We start from the raw sequence: 18,033 nt of genomic DNA on the forward strand, positions 1-18,033 counted from the left end.
AAGAGCTTCGTTGCGCAGTCGAAACCTGCTGGTAAACGTACTACAACTCCACAGCACATATACCTTTTGCCGTCTGATTATATAAACCAGCATTGCTCACACTTCGATAGACTACATCTACTACCTCGTTGCAGTATCGAGCTGCCGCCCCATCGTCTAAAGCTACTCCTGGCGGTAAAGTACCGCTTTGTAGTGTCTGCAAAAAACTTCTGGGACGACCAGGTTCAGTATTGAAATGAGAGCAGAAACTGCCAGGCAGTATACCCAAACCGTCATTGAGCGCTTCTAAACCACCAAACGAATCGGTCAGACATGACTCGAACCAGCAAGCTGCACCTGCACTTATCCCCGATAGAACCGTTCCCTCGACATATGCTTTGCGAAGCACACGGTCAAGTCCATGCAATCTCCACACAGCTAAGAGGTTTGCGGTGTTACCGCCTCCGACATAGATGATGTCTTGACGGCGTATAAATTCTTCAAGGTTCGGCTCTGTACGGCGAAAAAGCTCAAGATGAGCAGGAATACACGAATATCTTTTAAAGGCAGTATAGAAACGCTCGATATACGCACGTGAATCTCCACTAGCCGTAGGAATAAAACACACCCTTGGTTTTCTCCGCATGCTGGACTCTAACAGAAACACATCTTGATCAGTATTCTCACCGTCAGAGAACCCACCACTCAGAAGCACAATAGTGCGTTGAGTCTCCATAGGTAACCAACCCTCCACAAATAAGCCATGCAATCATAGCCCATCCTAAACACCGAGCATATCCAGAGTATATAGGTCTATATATGGATTCAACGCGGTAACACCCTACTCAGCATTCGCACTATGAAACTCAACCTTCGTTGGATACTCCACCGTACGAGAGACCGTGCAACCTCCACGCAGCTAAGAGGTTTGCGGTGTTACCGCCTCCGACATAGATGATGTCTTGACGGCGTATAAATTCTTCAAGGTTCGGCTCTGTGCGGCGAAAAAAACTTAAGATACGCAAGAGTACAGATAACGCCACAAAATTTTCAGGGAACTACTGATATTATCGGCGTAGTTCGCCTGAGTTTAGCCAATTCGATCAGTTGCTACATCACATAATAAGGAATAGGGAGAAAACATTGAGCAGAACTACCATGATCATTATTATCACTGTTGCCATTGCCATCTTCTACCTCACCTACGATGCGGTGCGCAGATCACGAGAGAAGAAGCTCCCCTACGTATTTAAGAGGAAGTATCACCAGCTTGAAGGATGGCTGAATGTGACAGCGCTAGGTTTAACAATAGATGCCTTAATCATTCCGTGGGATATGGCATGGACCGGAACGTGGAATACCATTCTTTTCGGCGGTACAGCACTACTTAGCGCGAATTTCCTCTACGCATACGAAATGGAGTACTTTAGTATTCACTCAGACGGTACTATTAAATACCATACTCGAACAGGAAAAATTATTACAACACATTTTAATTGTATTAATAAATATAGTTATTCTCCTTGGGGTAAAAATTTCCGTGGAGGTGAAGATATTTCGTTTCCTGATATTTTCCACCTCAGAACCAGAGACGATAAAACAGCAGCCAAGTTTTCAATAAAAGCTACCAAAGAATACTCCATAGCCGCGCATGTTATCTTCCGACAGGAGAAGGGTCGGTGGGCACACATCCACAGTTCAGAAGACCAGGCTCAGATTGAAGAAATACTTCACGACAAAAAAGCCATTATCCAATATCTGACCGAAAACCCTCAAGGCACCGACCTTGCTGATGATTCTGCGCACTATATGTAATATGTTTCCGCATCAAAGCCCCCCTGCGATAAATGCCGAGCAGATAACTTTTAATAATCTGCTCGGCAAAAATATATGCTTAAAGTCAAGGCCAATACGATAATCCAGCAAAGCCCTACTCAGCATTTACATTATGAAACTCAACCTTCGTCGGATGCTCCACCGTACGAGAGACCGTGCAGTCCTTCTCAGCGCTCAAACGAATTAACCGATCCACCATCTTAGCGGCCTGCGTGCCCGCCTCGGTTTCAGGGAACTGCACATCAAAATCGACCTCAACATCATCAAGACGTACCGCACCGTCCTCATGCTTCTTCAGAGCAGAAGCAAGTACCTCGAATACCTGTGGGATTTCACGGCGGGTGGTGACCGCATCCACATCGACCGAGGAGCATCCGGCGATCGCCGCTAATAAGAGCTCCACCGGAGTTAGAAGCCCATCACCCACCCCGAAGTCCAGGGTTGCCCCATTCGCACCATGTGCCCGGTACCGCAAGCGATCAACCCGTTCTACACGAACTTCGCGGTAGTCCTCAGACTCGCGGCGTACTATTGTTTTCTCAGCAGGCGCTTTATTCATCAGCAATACTCCTTAACACGGTGAAACTGTCGCTTGTACATTGAGCATAACGCAGGCACCACATCTTTATTCCTCCCCTGATATTCCGTACAGCAAAACGAAGTACATAAAACTTCCCTAAAATTGGATAGGATAATTGAAGACTCATTTTCACTCTTGCTGAGAGGCACCATGAAAGATACCGCGAAGGAAACAAGCGACGCAGAACATTACGCCGCGATCGGTCATAACCCCACCGAGAGCGGCTTCAAACAGGCTTTACGGGCATCCAGCGTGGTGCTTGCAAGTTTCGTGGTGTTGGGGTTAGGTTTGGGCGTTATTATTAGTGCTCACCATTTACCGTGGTGGCTTGCGCCCGCAATATCCCTCATCGTTTACGCCGGTTCCGTCGAGTTCCTGGTGGTAGAAATGATCGCAACCGGAGCCAGTGTAGGCGCTATTGGTTTCACAACTCTGCTCGTGAACTCCCGCCATCTGGTGTACGGTATTTCCTTCCCGCTGCAGAACGTCAAGGGTTTCTGGGCGAAGCTCTACGCCATATACACGCTCTGCGACGAATCCTACGCGCTCAACACCGGCCCCAACCGGAATACGCTCTCTCACGCACGTATTCTATGGGTGAGTACATTCCTGCACATCAGCTGGGTGGCAGGAACAACCGCCGGGTTCTTTATTGGCGCATCGTTTCTGAGCCACCTTGAGGGTATGGATTTCGCCATGACGGCGCTGTTTACGATCCTCGCGATTGATGCTTACCGCGCTCAACGGGATAATGTCACGGCTCTTCTCACGCTGATCTCTGGCGCGGTGGGTATTATCCTGGCACCCGGTTCCATGCTTCTGGTGTCGATGGGAACCTACACTGCCCTGCTGATAGTACGGTTCTTTATCGCAAAATCACGGGGAACACTGCCGGAACACCAGATACCCGCCCCAGAGAATAACGCATCGCTGACGGTTGCCGAAGACAGCACGACAGATCAGGTGAAAACTCCAAGCCCCACATTCACTCACTACACCGACCCGCAGGAGAACCCCCATGATTAACGGCCACATCGATAGCGGCTATATTATCAGCGCCGTTCTGGTGGCGGCGGCTGTAACCTTTGTTCTGCGGGTGCTCCCCTTTGGTCTCAAAAAAGCCCTTGCAGGTTCTGAGGTGCTGGATGCGCTCAGCCATTGGATTCCACTCGGGGCCGTAGCGCTTCTGGCGATCTATGCGGTAAGCCGTATTGACTTTTCATCCACACACACCGCGGTTCCCTACCTTGCCGGGTTTGTGGTGACGGCGCTCGTGCACCTGTGGAAGAAGAATATGGTATACAGCATGATCGCCGGTACCGCCACCTGCGTTATTCTCATCAACTGGGTTTTCTAGGGGCATACCATGTTTGAAAGATCTTCACACCCCAACCGCCACCTTGGGGAGGCGCCGCAACAAACCAGCGACGAACAGGTTCTCGATATTATCGCCTCCGCAGGTCTGGCGACCAGCAGCATTCCGGTGGTGCAGGAACGCGAGCAGGCTTTACGCGCAGGCGATGATGCCCTTAGTCTTGAGCTCCGCCGCACTGGCGAGAGCGGATTTCGTGAGGCAATGCGCGTTGCATCCCTTGTGATGCTGGGCCTGTTTTTCGTGGGAATTGGACTCGGTGTTGTGATACACAGCTTGGGTTTTCCTTGGTGGCTTGCACCCCTGCTTCCAGGAGTTTTATTCGCCGGGTCTGTAGAGTTCGTATTGCTGACGATGATGGCAGCGGGTGCCTCGCTGGTATCCGTTGCGGTGATGACGTTGCTCATCAATTCACGCCACCTCATGTATGGGCTGTCCTACCCTATCGAGCGTGTGCACGGCTCTCTCGCCAAGTTTTACACCGTCTATACGCTCATCGACGAGGCTTTTGCCCTCAACAGCGGACCGGAACGGCATACTCTAAGAGGGTCACGCATTCTGTGGATTCATGCTGGAATGCATGTGAGCGTTATCCTCAGTTCCACACTCGGGTTCTTCTTGGGGTCGAGTTTTCTGGCGCATCTTGAGGGGTTCGATTTCGTAATGACTGCGCTCTTTACGGTACTTGCCCTTGATGCCTATCGCGCTAACCCCGATAGGCTCACGGTGCTTTTCTCGGTGATCGCGGCGGCAGTAGCGTTGATTATTGCCCCGGGGTCTATGCTCTTGGTGGCGATGGCAGTGTATATGGCGCTTCTGGTGGGGCGTTATGCAGCGGCGAAGAAACGCGGTTCTCTGCCTCAACATATGCTGGTCGCCGACGAGCTTACGCACCATCGCACGGAACACGATCGCGCAGAAGAGACTCCGCACGAACCAGCACAATAGTTTCAAACGGCAGAACAAAGCAGGCACCACGGCACGGAAAAACCGGGCATGGTGCCTGCTTGATAGGCTCAGCTGCGTTTACTTAAGAGCTGCGAGCGCAGCCTCGTAATTAGGTTCGTTGGTGATTTCGGGAACGAGCTCGGTGTACACTACCTCACCGGCGGGGTTCACGACTACGACGGCGCGAGCAAGGAGCCCTTCGAGAGGTCCGTCGGTCATTGTCACGCCGAAGTCCTGCCCGAAGGATGAGCGGAATGCGGAGGTGGTAACAACGTTCTCGATGCCCTCAGCGGCACAGAAACGACCAAGCGCGAACGGAAGATCGTGTGAAACGTTCACGACAACGGTGTTATCAAGACCGGCGGCTTCTTTGTTGAAGTTGCGAACCGAGGCGGCGCATACGCCGGTATCGACCGAGGGGAAGATATTCAGCACGAGGTTCTTACCCGAGAACTGGGCGCCGGTGACCTCAGCGAGGTCGGCGTCGAGTACGGAGAATGCGGGGACCTTAGAACCGATGGCGGGAAGGTTGCCGCTGGTGTGAACTGCAAGGTTATTTTGAAAAGTAATTTCAGCCATTTCCTCATTGTCGCGCGTTCTCTGCCTCTGCGCAAGGGGAACTGTCGCGTAAGAGCCGGGCCGCGCGGTCTCGTCGTACATTCATGCTGTTGCGAAGGGAGTTCATGAGGAATATGAAATACTTACGCAACGGGGCGGGCTATTAGCGTGTATACTTTCGACCCGCAAACCCGGCAGGTCTCCCGCACTGGCGAGTTGCCGCCAGTAAACTAGGAGTAACAACACGCACCGATACGAAAAGAGTTTTTCATGTCTAGATTTCCTGTAAAACCGCTAGTTTTCTGCGCTGGCGCGGCGCTTCTGCTTTCTTCCTGCGGTAACCCGTTTGGCGCATCCACCGATTCGGGCAGCAGTTCGCAGGCTGCACGCAGTTCCAGCTCATCTAGTTCTTCATCCGCTTCAACCAGCGCATCTCACTCTCCCACAGCAAGTGCCACCAGTTCTTCAGCCTCTCCAAGTCCGAGCGTGTCTGTAGTAACGGTAACCGCCAACCCGCAGCCGGAGGCAAGTACCGTTACGGTAACCGCATCATCAAATTCTAATTCGGGGTCTTCGTCCTCAAGCGGGCGTTTGGCGTTGGATTCTAATGCGAGTAAACTTCGCGGTCATCATTCGTGGTCGCTGAGTTCGGCGGATACTTCGACTTTCGATTCGAGTGCGGAGCTCTCGTGGATTACGGTCGGGTCTTCCGATGGTGCGTCACATATTATGCTGTTCCATCACGGAGACTACTTGGGAACCGGCACGCTCAACCCAGTTCAGGGGTCCCCTTCGGTCTCACGGAATTCTGCTAACCAGATTTCGGCCTCTGTGGGGTCTTCCCAAGCGACGTTCACCTGGGACTCCGCTCAGGAAAAGATTGTTATGAACGGGGATTTGCCGACCGGGTAGTTCCTGATAAACGTGTGTAAGCAAGCGGTGAGCCCCGCATCCAACCTTCTGGATGCGGGGCTCACGCAAATCTGCTGTGTATTCAGTTCGTGTGGGCTTTATGTACCCCATCAAAACTGCTGACTCTAGCTTAGGCTGCGAACTTCTTCTTGTACACGAAAAATGCTGCTGCGCCGACGAGAGCAAGTACAATGAGCTTCTTCATAAGAGAGGATTCCTTTCATGGGATCAGTGATTGGGTGCCCTCACGGGCCTTTCCGTGATGTCTTAGCACCGGTTCACTCATTCTACCCTGTTCTGGTATGGATTCGCTATCGTTACACGACGTGTAAGGCTCATGCTGTGCGGTAGAAATGTGAATTTACTCAGTTTTAGAGGTGCGGAACCACGCATGTGCGATGCCCTAGAGAATCCATAAAAATCATCCGGCGGTAGTAGTGCGGATGTGCAAAACTAGAATTATGAGCTTGAAGAAAAACGTATCTGAGGATTCCCGCTCCGGCGGTAAGAAACATATAGCGCCCGTGGTAACAGCCGGTTTTCTAGGGACCACGGGTGTGCTGCATTTCGCGAAACCCGAACATTACGACGCAATCGTGCCTCGTGCCCTGCCGGGCTCCGCGCGGTTCTACACCTATGCTTCGGGGGCTGCTGAGCTTGGTATCGCAGGGCTGCTGACCGTCCCAACAACCCGCCGGGCGGGTGCCCTCGCGGCTATTGCACTGTATACGGCGGTGTTCCCGGCGAATGTGCAAATGGCGTGGGATTGGCGGCATGAGTCAGCGTTTAAGCGTGTTGTGGCTTTCGGCCGTCTACCGTTGCAGCTGCCAATGATTCGCCGTGCCTGGCGCATCTATAAAACCTCCTCTCGGCGCTAAAGCTCTCCTGGCGGTGGCACAAACTGCGGCCGTGCTATGATAAAAAATCTTCACGCCTGGATTATTATAAAGGAGCACTATGTCTAGTACCCGCCAGAACCCGGCCGAGCAGGCGAAGGCCCTTGCTTCCCAGCTTAAGTGCCCCATGGGTGACACCGGTCAAGAGCTAGCACACTCTTTAAACCTGGGGAATCTTCCCATGATTGTGAGCGCCCTGAATGCATTAGGCATTGAGGAAGATGACCGCATCCTGGAGGCGGGCCCGGGCAATGGTGGGCTCCTCAATTATGTTCTCTCCCTCGCAGAGAACCTGCACTATGATGGGGTGGAAATTTCGCCGCTCATGTATGAGCAGGCCCGCGCCGCCAATAACGTGTTTATCGCAGAAGGGCTGGCTGAGTACGCGCTGTATGACGGCGTGAATCTGCCGTATGAAGACGGCATTTTCACGAAGGTGTTGAGCGTGAATACGGTGTATTTCTGGGAGGAACCGGCTTGGCTGCTCGCAGAAATGTGCCGGGTGCTTACCGCCGGCGGGCGGGTGTGTTTAAGCTTCTGTGAAAAAGATTTTATGAAGACCCTGCCATTCACCAAGTACGGCTTCGCCCTGTACGATGCCGCCGATATAGTTGCGCTCACACAAGAACTGCCGCTACATACGGTAGCTGTACAGCATCTGCACGATATGGCGGTGGCGGGCGGCTCTGCCCGGCTGGTACGACGCGACTACGTAAACCTCGTGTTTAAAAAAGAGACAATCAGCTCTACTACATAGCTTGGGAGTTAGAAGGATCGCATGGTAGTACCTTTCGTCATGGCTGGAGTGCTTATGGCACTGGCGTTCGGCGCACATATTTTTGTTGGAACCCGCGAGACGCTGTCTTTGCGTCCGGTTGCGCATCCCGCCAATACAGAAAACATGGTACGTGTCCCTGCTAATCACACAGAGCTTTCCCGGCACTGGACGCAGGCCATGTGCGCGTTTCAGCTGGTGAGTATCGATCTGCTGTTGATCACCATTGTTACGTTCCTATTAGCATTCACCGACTTATTGCCAGCCAAACGAGAAATCGGTTTATTCATCGCAGCGTACTTAGGCGCGTGGGGATTCGTATGGCTGGTGCAGCTGGCAGCTGTGAAAGTCGAACGCCGCACCTACTACATGTTGGGACAATGGATGCTGTTCTTCCTCTGTGCCGCCCTCATGGTGTGGGGCTCTCTTGCTCTGTAGCAATGGCGCGCGTCCTGAGGTAAAAAATCAATATTTTGGATGAAGACCGTCAAGGACGATATATCTACAATTGTGCTTACGAGGTCATGTTTTTAACAGCAGACATCGTCCTTGATTATCACCAATCCGAAAGCTATATCATGTCAACCACGCTACTCGATAAGCTCAAGCCCGAATTCCGCACTAACCCTCCCGCCGAAGAGAATGGCATTCTGCTATGTCTGGATGAAGCGCAGATTCAGGGCGATAACGCCAAATACATGAAATTCTACAACCGCTTAGCCTCCGTCTACGACCTAGGCGAACGGTGGTTTGGGCGTCTCGCTTACGGCAATGAAGTCGCACAGATGCGCCAGCAGTTCATGAAGGAACTAGAGTGGTTTCCCGGCTGCTCGGCGCTGTACGTCTCAATCGGCACCGGTACCGACCTACGCTACCTGCCCGACGATATTGAGGTGAGCGCAATCGACTGGACGGGTGCCGATATTTCGCTCGGGATGCTCAAGAAATGCCAGAAAATCTGGGGTGGGCGCGCGAACCTGAACCTAGTGAACTGTGCCGCCGAGGACCTGCCCTTCATCGATCAGAGTTTTGACGTGGTGCTGCACGTGGGCGGCATTAACTTCTTTAGCGATAAAAAACGCGCGATCAAAGAAATGATTCGGGTGGCCAAACCCGGCACGAAAATTATGATCGCAGACGAAACTTCCGACTACATCGATTCGCAGTACAAGAAGAACGTCCTCACCCGTAAAGCCTACAAGAACGCCACTTTCGATCTCTCAGAGATTGAGGCACTGATACCCGAAGACATGGAGGATGCAAGCACCAGCTTGCTCTGGAATGATCAGTTCTATTGCATCACGTTCAGGGTTCCGCAAGACTAAGAAAGACCAGAATTACAATCATAAACGGGTGAAGCGGGAGCAGTTTCTTGATTCGGGAGCATTTTAACCGCTCCCGAATGAAGAAACTGCTCCCGGAGTCTGCTATTTCAAGGTGAACACACTATGCGGTGGGTTTCTGCCCGATGGAGAAAACCTAGACGATAAAGCGAACGCCGCCCTCAACCCGAATCGCACGCCTATTGTTGATAGGCACAAGGTCCAGCTTATCCGAATATTCGCTTTTCATACGGCGTACCGCCTGTACAAAAGGTTCTTCTTCCTCGTGCACCGCCGGGTAGAAATCGACAATTCCCAACGCCTTAAAATTAAACATTCCCAGAGCAGCGTCAGAGTCGTCCATAACTCGTGCATACTCAATATCAGGCGAAGCGACCATAGCTCCAGCCGACTCCCCCACGTACATCATGCCGTGGCGCACCTTTTCGACAATGAAATTGATGAGGTCTTTGGATTTGAGCTGCTGCAGCAAATAGAACGTATTGCCGCCCGAAATATAGAGAACTTCAGCTTGTTCGATGCGCAACTTCGCGGTTTCTGAATCAACTTCTGCAATGTCGAGAATATCGGGGGTTAGCCCTAAATTTTTGAAAACATTCAGGGCATCCTGAACGTAGAAAGTTGTGTTTTCAACCGTGCTGGCGGTAGGAATAAACACCACCTGCTGTTGTGATGGGTTGCCGCGCAAGAAATTTTTGAAGGCGGGTTCTACACCGGCGAAGTAAGAACAGAGGAAGGCGCGCATCATCTATCTCCTGGCGAAGGCATCTATAGTGTGGTTTTATCAAATCGTACCGGTCGATTTACCCATGCAACACCCCTAGAAGGAAATTTTAGGTTTATGTAGCACCTTATCTTCTTCTAGGGGTGTCAGCACAGAGATTTTCTCTTAATAAAGCCTAGTTCGTGGTCGGAACCAGGGTCTTGAGGGTAATGTCGCTTGCGACTCCGCCATCCGCGTATTCAAGGTATGCGCGTACCACGTATTTCTTTCCTGCTTGCAGCTTATTACCGGGAATAGTCAGGTCGCCCTCGAAGTCGCCGTTCGGTTTCGGGGTAACAGTCGTATTCACGATCTCATCGCTGCTGGGATCATCAAGCTCAACATTGTATTCGGTGAAAATCAACCGAACCTTGGAGCCGTTCTGAGCCGCTGCTGCAGGGTTAAACCCGCCGCCAGCAACCTTCAGGTGATTCTCGGCGGCACTGCGGCTAAGGGGTGCACCGTTAATGATGCCTACAACCTCATCATCCGTATCGCCATAAAGATCCTTAGTCACAGCCCTTACCCAGTCGTCGCTGCTGGATTCAATAAGCACCCGATAGTGCTTGCCTTCCTGAATCTTGGATCCAGGAATCTGAATCTGAGTAGTAAAGTTACCGTTCTTCATCTCTGCCGAGACGTCTTTGGTGGCAAGAGTTTCGTTAACCTGTCCGTTCTCATCCAGACCCTCAACTTTTATCTTGACCTGCTTCACGTCATCAAAATGGGTTCCGGTCAGGGTCAAGACATTGGTGTTCAGGTGGCTGCTGAGCATATTTGTCTTCGAGGAGTTGGTGGTCAGGGTTACGGAAGACTGCAGGTCCTTGCTGTCAACCTGCTGTACAGGCAGATCTTGTTTAGCCTCTATTGTGCGGTTACCGTGCCCGGGGTAGCTCATAATGTAGAGAACATAGTGTTTCTGGGGATCGAAATCGCCTTTAACCTTGGCAGTGCCACGGAAATGACCGTCTTCCGTCACAACAAGGCCTCCGCCGTCTTGAACTAAGTTCTCGCCAGTGAAGTCGCCGTCTGCATCAACCTCGTAGACTTCTGCACCTAAACCGTCAAAAGACTTGTTGAGGTCAATCCCCTCACCAGTAATCGTAAGGTTGTTCTGCCCTGTCAGAGGGTTCAGCGGACCGCCCTCAACGGAAGTTACTTTAGCCCCTGTATTAATATTTGTGTTGTTCCCATTGGTGTTATTAGTGCCAGTATTTTGGCCACCCGGAAGCGTAGAGATAGCCTGCTGAGTCTGCGCACCAGCGTTCCCTTCAGCGGCAAAGGAAGGAACGGACGGCACCACGGATGCACCTAGGAGGGCAAGCGCACCCACTCCGGTCAGGATAAAACGGGTATTGGACATTTTGTACTCCATTCATCGGTTAGTGGAATACTGTTAAATGTAATACATGATTGAGTTTAGGTCTAGCATTTTTAGCATTATTTCTTGATATTTATTTTTATGACAACATGAATGTTTCGATGGAAAATATATACATAAACTAATGTGTCAACACGACTCAAAGGGTCTTCAACAGCATGCCTATTGCTAAAACATACTCCCGAAGACCCTTGAGCCGAAAATATATTTTATTTTTAGAAATCTAATACACTAAACAAAATGCAAAAGATAATACGGTGTATTAATTACTGTGCTGCCGACAGAGGAACAACCGGAATGTAGGTACGGTTCCAAACCACGATGGGGTAGTACGCGTAACTCGCCGTTAAGGTATCCTGATCGAATACATCAATGTAGACCCGGTACTGGTGGTTCGGGTTAATCTTAGTGCCATCAACACTCACGTACATCCCGAAGCTCCCGTCCGAACCAAGACTAGACCCTCCGCCGTTGCTAACGTCATCATTAACGATGTTCCCGAACTCATCAAGTTCCTGAACACGCGGCTCGTACTGTACACGGTGGGTATTATCGATCCCCGTAGTCTCTACAGACAGAACGTTATCAGTATTCTGCGGGTCAATGAATCCATCGACAGAGGTAATCGCAATAAAACCGGAGTTCTGATTCGCGGGTGCGGAGGGCTGGCTCTGACGGCTCTGATTATTCTGTGATGCAGAATTCGAGTTTGAGCTGCTCTGGGATGCGGGTGCGCCCTGTTGTTGACCCTGAGCCTGCTGACCCTGGCCGTTAGCATTAGCGTTAGCACTCTGCTGCTGATCCTGGGTTGCGCCGGGCTGAGCCTGCTGACCCTGAGCATCAGCATTGGCGCCCTGCTGCCGACCCTGACCGCTGGCATTAGTACCCTGCTGATCCTGAGATGCGCTAGGCTGACCCTGCTGCTGTTCACCGCCGGATGCAGCTTGCGAAGGATCCTGTGCCGCACCGCCCTGTGTTGCACCATTCTGGCTCTGGTCACTGGCGTTAGCACCCTGCTGACCCTGAGCATCAGCATTGGCGCCCTGCTGCCGACCCTGACCGTTAGCACTCTGCTGCTGACCCTGGGTAGCACCATCCTGGTTCTGACCACTGGCGTTAGCACCCTGCTGGTCCTGACCGTTAGCATTAGCGCTCTGCTGCTGACCCTGATCCTGACCGTTCTGTGCTGCAGAATTTGGCTGGCCCTGAGTGGACCCAGAACGAGCCTCATCCTGAGGACTTGCAGGCGCTGCATTTGCCTGCGCAAGCGGAAGAACCGTCACACCCGCAAGGGTGAAAATAGCAGCTCCGGTCATAGCCGAACGAGAATAGCGAAAAGCCATCATAAACTCCATTCATCGGTGACATGAACAATTCAACCCTAAACATAATTCAGGACCGAGATACAAGAGATATCGAGGAATCATCACAATAATTATTCTGAGAACGAATTTTTTACGTTGATATAGAAATATTCGAAGTTATTTAGCCAAGGTTTTATAAAAAATTTCTCCATTAAGTTTTTACAGAAAAATATAGCTCCGCCTCTCGTTTTTGATACAGGCGAAGCATATCTTGAATTGTAGGGATGTATCAGAATTATTATGAGCGCACCTTATCCATTAGATATTTTGACGTAGCTCACCGAATTTTGTACGCACACTGGCAAACAGGTTCCCCGACTCTCCTCTGATGTTCGATTGCATCGAGTGTTTCTACTCGAAGTGCACCATGAGCGCAACAAGGTGGAGACCCACAAAAACATACCGCACGCCGCCCGTGTCATGGGGCGTTGAGTGGCGCGAGATACAGCCTCTATTCTCACGTTGGTTGGGTAAAACCATTCTGGTGCACAATAGCGTCTACCGGCTCCCCACGGTATTGCGGGGTGATTCATACCTTTTGTTGAGGAGTATATGTTGTTTCTCACCAACTTTTTCCCAGTAGGTATCTGCCTGGTGGACTACCGAAACGCGGTTAAACTCTGCGTATTTTTATCCTTCACTCTTACGATCCAAGGCGGGCAATAATGCAATATTTCACGAGCTAGGTTAGATACTTTCTACCGAATAAGGTCTTGTATCCATCTCGCTGATTGCATGTCATATAGAGGGTTCGTGGGTTCCAATTCCAGTGAACAAAGTGTGCATAATCAAAGTGGTTAGGCGGTCTAGCTCGGCATCGTCTACAACCGCCTCCAGTCTGGCCAAATCATCCGGCCCGGTCGGCATTGGCGGGGCTTTAGCCCCCATGCCGGTGCCGGTGATACCAGCTACCGCCTCGTCAGTCATGGCACGGAACATACGCTGCGCCCAGATAAGGTCTACATCTGCAGCGATATAGCCCTCACGCTGTGCACGCTCAAAAACCTTACCCAAACGCCCTAAAAGAGTGCGTTGTTTTGTAATCACGGCGGGATCATCATCGCTCAGATGCGCCATCGCATACAACCAGATCGCCTTCACCCGCATCACGTTAACGGTCAGGCGATGCAGCGCCACCATTACAGGAGCGGTCTCGGGACTTGCTGACTCAAATGCTTCATAAAATTCTCTAACGGCAATATTACTCAGCTCCGCGAGAAGAGCCTCGCGGCTGGCGAATCTGCGATGAATAGTTGTTCGAGTGACTCCTGCAACCGTAGCCACCTGCTCTAGCGAGGCGGTTGGGTCTCGGCGCAATACTTGTTCGGCGGCGTGAAGCACGATATTGACCGTGCGCCGCGCATCAGCTCGCAATGGCTTAGATGAATCAATCACGTAGTTATTACCCTAATAAATAGAACATGTCTGTTACAGTTAAATGCGTGGGTTATACCCGCATGTCATATATTCTATTCGCGAGAGGGTCAAATGACTACTAAGCAGACCGTCCTGAATTACTATTCGGCAATTCACGCCGAAAATTGGCAAGACTACATTTCCGATAAATTAGCCTACGGATTCAACAGTGCAGAACAAAATCTTGGCAAACAAGATTATCTGCAGGGTGCCGGAAATTTTTTTAATTCCACCACTAATGTTGAGCTTGCACATCTTGTGGTTGAAGGTGACAAAGCGGCGGTTATTGCGCGCTACACCGCAAAGTCCCCCGCAGGAGACACCCAGATTTTTGAGGTTCCGGAATTTCTCACAGTGCGAGACGGCAAAATTATTGCCTCCAGCATCTATCTTGACGGCGCCGCCTTTATGGCCTTTATAAAAGGCGAGTAAAGCTTTCTAGTCGCTTTCATTCAACTTCAGCTCTCTAATACCCGCAGCACATTCGCTGCTCTCGCCTGAGATAGCAGGTTTTATGCGGGAATTACTCTTTATCACTCATTCCCTCCCCCAAGGAGATCATCATGAATACCAATTCTGCGCTTTCCGGCAAGAATGCCGTTATTACCGGCGGAAGCGACGGTATCGGCTACGGTATTGCCGAAGAATTTGCCCGCCAAGGTGCTAACCTATTCCTCATTGCTCGCACCCCCACAAAACTTGCAGAAGCCAGCGCGCGCTTGAGCGAATACCCCGTGACCGTGCACACCTTCGCAGCAGATTTAACGGATATTTCTGAAGTACACCGTGCCGCCGAGCACGCCCTTGATATTTTGGGAAGTATTGATGTGCTGGTCAATAATGCCGGTATTGCACGGTTTATTCCCTTTGAGCAAACCGATGAGAACGCTTTTGACGAGCATTTTAATCTCAACGTCAAAGCCCCGTATTTCTTGGCACAAAAGTTATTGCCTGAACTCGCTAAAAATTCTGGCAATATTGTTAACATTTCGTCATATTTTTCGAAGCGAATGCTTCCCGGGCGCCCTTCGACGGTCTATTCCATGACAAAGGGCGCATTAAATCTTTTCACACAGTCATTAGCGTTTGAGACGGGTTCCGCCGGAGTGCGCGTGAATGCGATTGCGCCGGGAATGGTCGAAACTCCACAATTGCTGCGCAATGTTTCTGCGATGCCGCCTGAAGCGCAGGAGCAAATGAAGCAAAATGCCTCGGCGTTGATTCCGTTGGGGCGCATCGGGAATGTTGATGATATTGGGCGTGCCGCCGCGTTTTTGGCATCGGATGCAGCCGCATGGGTGACCGGCGCGGTATTGAGCGTGGATGGTGGTGTTACGACGCACTAGGCTTGCTGCCCTGTTCTCCCCTCCCCTCTCCCTAGTGTTGTAAAAAAGGCTCTTTATACGAATCAAGCGGATTTTCTAACGCTTTATTCGTATAAAGGGTCTTTTTATGCGCTGGGAGGAAGCTACGCTGATTCGAACTCGGCAGAATGTGCAAATGGGTCAGTATCCGGGTCATTTTGCCACAGATATTCGCAGCGGGACGCGATCTCTTGAGCCGTTTCCAAACCCCACCGGTCGGCGATAAAACCTAGGGTCATATCCATACCCGCCGAAACTCCCGAGGATGTATAAAACTTCTCTGTGCTCACCCAACGCGCCTTCTGCCGCCACCCCACCTGTGGGCGCGTCCCACGCACCCACTCGAAGGCACGTTTGTTAGTAGTAGCAGGCTTCCCGTCAAGAACACCTGTGGCGGCAAGAAGTGCCGCTCCGGTGCAGACTGTTAGGCAGGTTTGGCTTTGCTGTACCAATTTCGCAAGGTTTTGCAGGAATAGGTTATTCATTACGAGAGAGCGCGTACCTATACCTCCTGGAATCAGAAGAATGCTCCCCGGAGGAAGACTTTCAACGATTTCCGTCTTGAGGGTAAAGCCCTGGGCGGAACGTACCAATGAACCACCGTTTTCGGATGCGCCCGCCACCGAGATATACCGCATACGCACATCAGGCACACGGTGCAAAAATTCGATAGGTCCCATAGCGTCGAGAGTCTCATAACCGTCGAAGAAAAGACAGTACACAGATGTAGTCGTCATAGCACCCATGCTAAAAAGGGTCTTTATGTGAATCAAGCACGATTCTTCAACGTTTTATTCACATCAAGGGTTTTTATTATGCGCTCAGGCATGTGCTGCAGGTTTGTATGCCTGGAAATATACCCGGGTGCCCGTCGTAAAACCGTCATTTATCACGGTTTGGCACGCATACAGGTTAGAGTTAAACACAGAGGCATTATTTTGGGTGCCGTCGCCCATTACACAGCTGCGGTTCTCATGTCGAATGCCGTGCATCCTACACCGATGCTTCCGCAATGACCGATAAGAAAGAGATAAATATGTCGCTACCAACCACAATGCGCGCCGTACAATACGACAAATTTGGCGGGTCTGATCTGCTCACGATCAACGAAGTTCCCGTGCCATCTCCCCGCCCCGGCCAGGTGTTGGTACGCGTGCAGGCCTTCAGCGTGAATCGCATTGACGTGATCGTGCGCGAAGGCGAAATGCGGCTTTTTACGGGCAAACGCTTCCCCAAAGGTACCGGTGTGGATGCGCTCGGCGAGATTGTCAGCGTGGGCACCGGCGTGATGGACTACAAAGTTGGCGATATCGTGTGGGGGTTCAACGGCTCCATTTCTATGGCACCCACCGGCACAGCAGCCGAATACGTTCTATTCCGTGAGAACCGGATTCACCATGCACCGCGCATCCAGAACCAAATTGATGCGGCGGCACTGCCGCTCGTGAGCCTTGCCGCCCTGCAGGTGCTCCGCAAGAACCTGAAACTCCAGGCCGGTCAGCGTTTGCTGGTGGTGGGTGCTAGCGGCGGTGTAGGGCATGCCGCACTGCAGATCGGGCAGATTTTGGGGGCTCAGGTGGCGACTGTTTCTGCCGAAGAAAATATAGCTCTGTGCCGCGAGCTAGGTTCGATTGAGGCATACGACCATGAGGCTCTGCCAGACCCCGAAAAGGTTGAGAAATTCGATGCGATCCTGGACTGCGGAGGCGTTGTGACCGCGTTTTACCGCAACTACTTGAAGCCGGGCGGGCGCATGATGACGGTCTCGCCTGACGGTCTTCCGGCGGTGCTGACCTCGCTGTTCACGAACCGTCGCGTGGGTTTCCTGCTGGCGACCAAGGCATCGTCCGAGGCCATGAAGTGGATTACCAATGCCGTCGAGCGTGGTCAGCTGCGCCCAGTTATTGAGAAGAAATACTCACTTGAGGAACTTGGCGCCGCGCAAGATCGTGTAGCCGAGAAACATACACGCGGCAAACTCGTAGTGGTTATGTAACTCTCTTTGGTTATTTATACGGGCGAGGTTTTGACATATGGCCACAATGTGGTGGCTATGCACTCAAAGCCTCGCCTTTATGCATGACCGTGACGATGCGGCACGCATGTTTGCGGCGCTGGGAGTAGGCTAAAGGTATGAGAATTGGTATGCGTAAACCCAGTGTGAAACGAATGATTAAGGCCCGCACCACCGGTCGGGCAAAACGCGCCGTAAAAAGTGCTGTGATTCCCGGTTATGGTAAGCGCGGCATGGGGTTTGTGAAAAACCCGAAGCGAGCCGTAAAAGGGGCTATCTACCGCCGCACGACCTTCAGCGTGTGGGATTTGTTTAGGTAATGGAAGAGTCCCTCTCTTGCGGTAACGCTCAATTCGGGAGCATTTTCTTCATTCGGGAGCACTTTAACTGCTCCCGAATGAAGAAAATGCTCCCGCTTTGTCATGTTGTGGTTGTAACGCCGGAATAAGAACCTGAATATGCACCAGTATGTGCCTCACACGGTTCTTCTTTACATGTCTAGAGCCGCCCCTCGCCCATGTAGCACTCACTC

General features: G+C 51.5%; 22 protein-coding genes. 13 read left to right on the forward strand and 9 right to left on the reverse strand.

All coding sequences use genetic code 11. The features are described 5' to 3' along the window. Window positions 1-40: 40 nt before the first annotated feature. Entirely contained in the window at window positions 41-715 is a 675-nt protein-coding gene (locus HMPREF0733_RS10840) for a Type 1 glutamine amidotransferase-like domain-containing protein (RefSeq protein WP_013397502.1), read from the reverse strand. Window positions 716-845: 130 nt separating this feature from the next. Further along, window positions 846-1,022, reverse strand: a complete 177-nt coding sequence (locus HMPREF0733_RS11300; protein WP_013397503.1) for a Type 1 glutamine amidotransferase-like domain-containing protein — start codon at window positions 1,020-1,022, stop codon at window positions 846-848. Between the two features lie 115 nt (window positions 1,023-1,137). On the opposite strand from HMPREF0733_RS11300, the gene HMPREF0733_RS00750 reads away from it, so the two are divergent. Next, entirely contained in the window at window positions 1,138-1,794 is a 657-nt protein-coding gene (locus HMPREF0733_RS00750; RefSeq protein WP_004005147.1) for a hypothetical protein, read from the forward strand. Window positions 1,795-1,909: 115 nt separating this feature from the next. On the opposite strand, the gene HMPREF0733_RS00755 is transcribed toward HMPREF0733_RS00750, so the two are convergent. Next, entirely contained in the window at window positions 1,910-2,374 is a 465-nt protein-coding gene (locus HMPREF0733_RS00755; RefSeq protein ID WP_004005148.1) for an OsmC family protein, read from the reverse strand. Window positions 2,375-2,545: 171 nt separating this feature from the next. On the opposite strand from HMPREF0733_RS00755, the gene HMPREF0733_RS00760 reads away from it, so the two are divergent. The 3 genes from HMPREF0733_RS00760 to HMPREF0733_RS00770 are packed head-to-tail and all read left to right on the forward strand — an operon-like array spanning window position 2,546 to window position 4,715. Further along, window positions 2,546-3,421 (forward strand): AzlC family ABC transporter permease, encoded by an 876-nt coding sequence (locus HMPREF0733_RS00760; RefSeq protein ID WP_013397504.1) that lies wholly within the window; start codon window positions 2,546-2,548, stop codon window positions 3,419-3,421. Continuing rightward, window positions 3,414-3,752 (forward strand): branched-chain amino acid transporter permease, encoded by a 339-nt coding sequence (locus tag HMPREF0733_RS00765; RefSeq protein ID WP_004005150.1) that lies wholly within the window; start codon window positions 3,414-3,416, stop codon window positions 3,750-3,752. Before HMPREF0733_RS00760 ends, HMPREF0733_RS00765 begins: the two co-directional genes overlap by 8 nt. A 9-nt stretch (window positions 3,753-3,761) precedes the next feature. Next, window positions 3,762-4,715, forward strand: coding sequence for an AzlC family ABC transporter permease (locus HMPREF0733_RS00770; RefSeq protein ID WP_013397505.1), 954 nt, complete (start codon window positions 3,762-3,764; stop codon window positions 4,713-4,715). A 78-nt stretch (window positions 4,716-4,793) separates the two neighbouring features. Here HMPREF0733_RS00770 and tpx read toward each other — a convergent pair whose 3' ends face one another. Next, window positions 4,794-5,294 (reverse strand): thiol peroxidase, encoded by a 501-nt coding sequence (gene tpx, locus HMPREF0733_RS00775; RefSeq protein WP_041321518.1) that lies wholly within the window; start codon window positions 5,292-5,294, stop codon window positions 4,794-4,796. 249 nt (window positions 5,295-5,543) lie between these two features. Between tpx and HMPREF0733_RS00780 the strand changes: the two genes are divergently transcribed. From HMPREF0733_RS00780 to HMPREF0733_RS00800, 5 genes are all read left to right on the forward strand, one after another. Beyond that, window positions 5,544-6,185, forward strand: a complete 642-nt coding sequence (locus HMPREF0733_RS00780) for an LppP/LprE family lipoprotein (RefSeq protein ID WP_013397507.1) — start codon at window positions 5,544-5,546, stop codon at window positions 6,183-6,185. A gap of 461 nt (window positions 6,186-6,646) precedes the next feature. Continuing rightward, on the forward strand, window positions 6,647-7,063 hold the full coding sequence (locus HMPREF0733_RS00785) for a DoxX family protein (RefSeq protein WP_013397508.1): 417 nt from the start codon (window positions 6,647-6,649) through the stop codon (window positions 7,061-7,063). A gap of 79 nt (window positions 7,064-7,142) precedes the next feature. Next, complete coding sequence (locus tag HMPREF0733_RS00790) at window positions 7,143-7,838, forward strand: class I SAM-dependent methyltransferase (RefSeq protein ID WP_013397509.1); 696 nt, start codon at window positions 7,143-7,145, stop codon at window positions 7,836-7,838. A gap of 21 nt (window positions 7,839-7,859) precedes the next feature. After that, the gene (locus HMPREF0733_RS00795; protein ID WP_013397510.1) at window positions 7,860-8,294 is read left to right on the forward strand and encodes a hypothetical protein; all 435 of its coding nucleotides are present in this window, start codon (window positions 7,860-7,862) and stop codon (window positions 8,292-8,294) included. Window positions 8,295-8,434: 140 nt separating this feature from the next. Further along, window positions 8,435-9,181 (forward strand): class I SAM-dependent methyltransferase, encoded by a 747-nt coding sequence (locus HMPREF0733_RS00800; protein ID WP_244864765.1) that lies wholly within the window; start codon window positions 8,435-8,437, stop codon window positions 9,179-9,181. A gap of 154 nt (window positions 9,182-9,335) precedes the next feature. Here HMPREF0733_RS00800 and HMPREF0733_RS00805 read toward each other — a convergent pair whose 3' ends face one another. The 4 genes from HMPREF0733_RS00805 to HMPREF0733_RS00820 all read right to left on the reverse strand — a co-directional run bounded on the left by HMPREF0733_RS00805 (window position 9,336) and on the right by HMPREF0733_RS00820 (window position 14,102). After that, window positions 9,336-9,947: a Type 1 glutamine amidotransferase-like domain-containing protein gene (locus tag HMPREF0733_RS00805; RefSeq protein ID WP_013397512.1), complete on the reverse strand. Its 612-nt coding sequence runs from the start codon at window positions 9,945-9,947 to the stop codon at window positions 9,336-9,338. A gap of 151 nt (window positions 9,948-10,098) precedes the next feature. Beyond that, window positions 10,099-11,325: a histidine kinase gene (locus HMPREF0733_RS00810; protein ID WP_244864767.1), complete on the reverse strand. Its 1,227-nt coding sequence runs from the start codon at window positions 11,323-11,325 to the stop codon at window positions 10,099-10,101. A 284-nt stretch (window positions 11,326-11,609) separates the two neighbouring features. Beyond that, complete coding sequence (locus HMPREF0733_RS00815; RefSeq protein WP_244864769.1) at window positions 11,610-12,689, reverse strand: protein argonaute-2; 1,080 nt, start codon at window positions 12,687-12,689, stop codon at window positions 11,610-11,612. A 756-nt stretch (window positions 12,690-13,445) separates the two neighbouring features. Further along, entirely contained in the window at window positions 13,446-14,102 is a 657-nt protein-coding gene (locus HMPREF0733_RS00820) for a TetR/AcrR family transcriptional regulator (protein ID WP_013397515.1), read from the reverse strand. 93 nt (window positions 14,103-14,195) lie between these two features. Between HMPREF0733_RS00820 and HMPREF0733_RS00825 the strand changes: the two genes are divergently transcribed. Together HMPREF0733_RS00825 and HMPREF0733_RS00830 are read left to right on the forward strand one after the other, a co-directional pair. After that, a complete protein-coding gene (locus HMPREF0733_RS00825) occupies window positions 14,196-14,555 on the forward strand; it encodes a nuclear transport factor 2 family protein (RefSeq protein WP_013397516.1) in 360 nt (119 codons plus the stop codon). A gap of 131 nt (window positions 14,556-14,686) precedes the next feature. Then, window positions 14,687-15,469, forward strand: coding sequence for an SDR family NAD(P)-dependent oxidoreductase (locus HMPREF0733_RS00830; RefSeq protein ID WP_013397517.1), 783 nt, complete (start codon window positions 14,687-14,689; stop codon window positions 15,467-15,469). Window positions 15,470-15,591: 122 nt separating this feature from the next. Here HMPREF0733_RS00830 and HMPREF0733_RS00835 read toward each other — a convergent pair whose 3' ends face one another. Next, window positions 15,592-16,224 (reverse strand): DJ-1/PfpI family protein, encoded by a 633-nt coding sequence (locus HMPREF0733_RS00835; protein ID WP_041321836.1) that lies wholly within the window; start codon window positions 16,222-16,224, stop codon window positions 15,592-15,594. A gap of 299 nt (window positions 16,225-16,523) precedes the next feature. On the opposite strand from HMPREF0733_RS00835, the gene HMPREF0733_RS00840 reads away from it, so the two are divergent. Continuing rightward, window positions 16,524-17,483 (forward strand): NADP-dependent oxidoreductase, encoded by a 960-nt coding sequence (locus HMPREF0733_RS00840; protein WP_041321519.1) that lies wholly within the window; start codon window positions 16,524-16,526, stop codon window positions 17,481-17,483. A gap of 149 nt (window positions 17,484-17,632) precedes the next feature. Beyond that, window positions 17,633-17,821, forward strand: a complete 189-nt coding sequence (locus tag HMPREF0733_RS00845; protein WP_080556853.1) for a hypothetical protein — start codon at window positions 17,633-17,635, stop codon at window positions 17,819-17,821. The last annotated feature ends 212 nt before the right edge of the window (window positions 17,822-18,033 follow it).

The organism is Rothia dentocariosa ATCC 17931 (assembly GCF_000164695.2).
GTDB lineage: Bacteria > Actinomycetota > Actinomycetes > Actinomycetales > Micrococcaceae > Rothia > Rothia dentocariosa.